This window comes from Pseudoxanthomonas sp. LjRoot204_2 (genome assembly GCF_056175765.1).
In genome coordinates, this window is sequence record NZ_JBGFFG010000446.1 from 1 (window position 1) to 2641 (window position 2641).

Sequence of the window (2641 nt, forward strand, 5' to 3'; positions counted from 1 at the left end):
ACAGGCGTCAGCCCGCGGCGTTGGCAGAATGCGCGTCCCGCCCGCGCCCTGACGCCCGCCCACGCCGATGCACCCATGCCTGACCTGCGGCGCCTGCTGCGCCCACTTCCGCGTGAGCTTCCACTGGAGCGAGGCGGACCCCGACCAGGGCGGCGTGGTGCCGATCGAACTGACCGAGCCGCTGCGCGTGCACGAGCGGGTGATGCGCGGCACGTCGCAGAAAGAGCCGCGCTGCGTGGCGCTGGACGCCGACATCGGCCGCTACAGCCGCTGCACGATCCACGACCGGCGCCCGTCGGTCTGCGCATTGGTGCCCGCCTCGCTGGAGTTCGGCGAGCGCAGCGCGCAGTGCGACAAGGCGCGGCTGGCGCATGGCCTGCCGCTGCTCGAGGCAGCTGACTGGACGGGCGTGGTGGACGCCGAGAAGAACCCGCTGCCGGAGTTCTGACCCTTCTCCCCTTGCGGGAGAAGGTGGCGCGCAGCGCCGGAAGAGGGGACGCGAGCGCAGCGAGCGCTTGGCAGCCCGCAATCAGAGGCAAAAGCGCCCCTCATCCGCCTTCGGCACCTTCTCCCTGCTGTCGCAGGGAGAAGGAATCAGGTTAATGGATGACGATCCAGGAAGTCGCGGATCAGCGGCACCAGGATCTCGTGCTTGTCTTCCAGCACGTAGTGGCCTGCGTCTTCGTACGCGTGCACTTCCGCGTTCGGCAACGCGGCGCGGAAACCGTCGAGGAAATGCTTGTCGAACACGAAGTCCTTCAAGCCCCAGCCCAGGAACGCGGGCCGGTCGGCGAACGAGGGCAGCGCCTTGCCGGCGGCTTCCAACAGCGGCCACGCCTTGTCCTTCGGACCGAGCGGGATGTCCTGCATGAAGCGGATCGTGGAGATCCGGTTGGCCCAGGTGTCGTACGGCGACACGTAGGCGCGGCGCACGTCGGCGGGCATGCGGCGTTCGACGCCGATCCATGACGCGCCGGCGGAGAACGCGTTGAAGCCGCGGATGATCCACTCGCCGATCTTCCAGTCGCGGCCGAGCCCGATCTGCCAGGGCATCGCCTTCGCGGCGGGCATCGGGAACGCGGCGGTGTTGGTGACCACCAGGCGCTTCACCTGCGCGGCGTGCGAGAGCGCCCAGCCGAAACCGATCATGCCGCCCCAGTCGTGCACGGCCAGCGTCACCGGGCCGGTGATGCCGAGGTGGCGGAGCAGCGCGGCGACGTCGTCCACGCGCGACTGCAGGGTGTAGTCGTAGCGGCTGTCGTCGGGCTTGTCCGAAAGGCCCATGCCGATGTGGTCGGGCACGATGCAGCGGTACTTGTCCGACAGCCCCGCCACCAGCGTGCGCCAGTAATAGCTCCACGACGGATTGCCGTGCAGCATCACCACCACCTCGCCGTCGCGCGGGCCTTCGTCGAGGTAATTCATCGACAGGCCCGGGCGGACCTCGAAGCGCTTCGGATGGGAGGGATAGCCGGGAAGGTTCATCGCGCGTGGCCGCCGTCAAAGAAAAGGGCCGGCGAACCGGCCCCTGGAATGCGAATGCCGGGTGGGATTACCACTCCACCTCGGCCATCGTGCAGTTCAGGCCCGAGCCGATGCCGAGCAGTGCGATGCGGTCGCCCTTCTTCAGCTTGCCCAGTTCCTTCAGCTTGCTCAGCACGATCGGCACGCTGGCCGGGCCGATGTTGCCGTGCTCGGTGAAGATGGTCATGACCTTCTTCGGGTCGATGCCGAAGGACTTCACGAACGCCTGCGTGTGCGGGCGGCTGACCTGATGGATGACGAACTGGTCCAGTTCGTCCACGGCCCAGCCCAGCGCGACCTTGGCGGCGGCGAAGGTCTTGGTGGCCAGCTTCATGCCCTCGATCAGCAGCATGCGGGTATCCGTGACCATGCGGTCCAGGTTGCCGCGGCAGAGCTTGTTCCACTCGGTCGCCGAGCGGGTCACGCCGCCCTTGTAGCGCGGGGCTTCCGGGGCCAGCGCGCGGCGCGTCAGCACCATCGCCACGGCACCGCAGCCCAGCGTCAGCGCAGCCAGTTCGTCGCGGAACTGCTGCTCGGTCACGTCGGGGGCGTTGAGGCGCTCGATGGTCTTCTCGTAGACCAGGTTGGCGGTTTCGCCGTCGACGACCAGGGCGTAGTCGATCTCGTCGCGCTCCAGCATGCGCGCGGCGATGTCCATGCCATTGATGAAGGCCAGGCAGGCATTGGCGACGTCGAAGGTCTGGCAGTGGTCGCCCACGCCGAGGTTGCCGCAGACGATGCTGGCCGTGGACGGTTCCAGGTAATCGCGGCTCACGGAGGTGTTGACCACCAGGCCGACCTTGTCGGCGCCGATGCCGGCGTCGGCCAACGCCTTCTTCGCCGCCATCGTGGCGGCGTCGGACGCCTGGGTGTCGTCGTCCCACAGGCGGCGCGCATGCACGCCGGCCACGTCGTTCAGCACGTCGGTCTTGATGCCCAGGCGGTCGAGCGTGGGCTGCAGCCGGGCGTTGATTTCGGCGGACGTCAGCGTGTGCGGCGCATCGATGTGCGCCAGTCCCGCGATGGAGACATTCTTGAAGAGCATCGAGGTTAGCGCCAAGGCTCAGGCGAGGGGGCCGACAAGGGTAACGGCTTCGGGCCTTCACCGCATCTTTAC

3 protein-coding genes are annotated in these 2641 nt (G+C 68.0%); 1 reads left to right on the forward strand and 2 read right to left on the reverse strand.

Going from position 1 to position 2641, the window contains the following annotated elements; genetic code table 11:
* Window positions 1-67: 67 nt before the first annotated feature.
* On the forward strand, window positions 68-448 hold the full coding sequence (locus AC04L7_RS16320) for a YkgJ family cysteine cluster protein (RefSeq protein ID WP_435996024.1): 381 nt from the start codon (window positions 68-70) through the stop codon (window positions 446-448).
* Between the two features lie 146 nt (window positions 449-594).
* On the opposite strand, the gene AC04L7_RS16325 is transcribed toward AC04L7_RS16320, so the two are convergent.
* Both AC04L7_RS16325 and AC04L7_RS16330 read right to left on the reverse strand, forming a co-directional pair.
* The gene (locus AC04L7_RS16325) at window positions 595-1485 is read right to left on the reverse strand and encodes an alpha/beta fold hydrolase (RefSeq protein ID WP_435996022.1); all 891 of its coding nucleotides are present in this window, start codon (window positions 1483-1485) and stop codon (window positions 595-597) included.
* 67 nt (window positions 1486-1552) lie between these two features.
* The gene (locus AC04L7_RS16330) at window positions 1553-2569 is read right to left on the reverse strand and encodes a 3-oxoacyl-ACP synthase III (RefSeq protein ID WP_296281297.1); all 1017 of its coding nucleotides are present in this window, start codon (window positions 2567-2569) and stop codon (window positions 1553-1555) included.
* Between the last annotated feature and the right edge of the window lie 72 nt (window positions 2570-2641).

What these genes read in the sequence shown, in the direction of transcription:
- AC04L7_RS16320 (WP_435996024.1), top strand. Translation starts at nt 68, where the DNA reads ATGCACCCATGCCTGACCTGCGGCGCCTGCTGCGCCCACTTCCGCGTG.
- AC04L7_RS16330 (WP_296281297.1), bottom strand. Translation starts at nt 2,569, where the DNA reads ATGCTCTTCAAGAATGTCTCCATCGCGGGACTGGCGCACATCGATGCG.
- AC04L7_RS16325 (WP_435996022.1), bottom strand. Translation starts at nt 1,485, where the DNA reads ATGAACCTTCCCGGCTATCCCTCCCATCCGAAGCGCTTCGAGGTCCGC.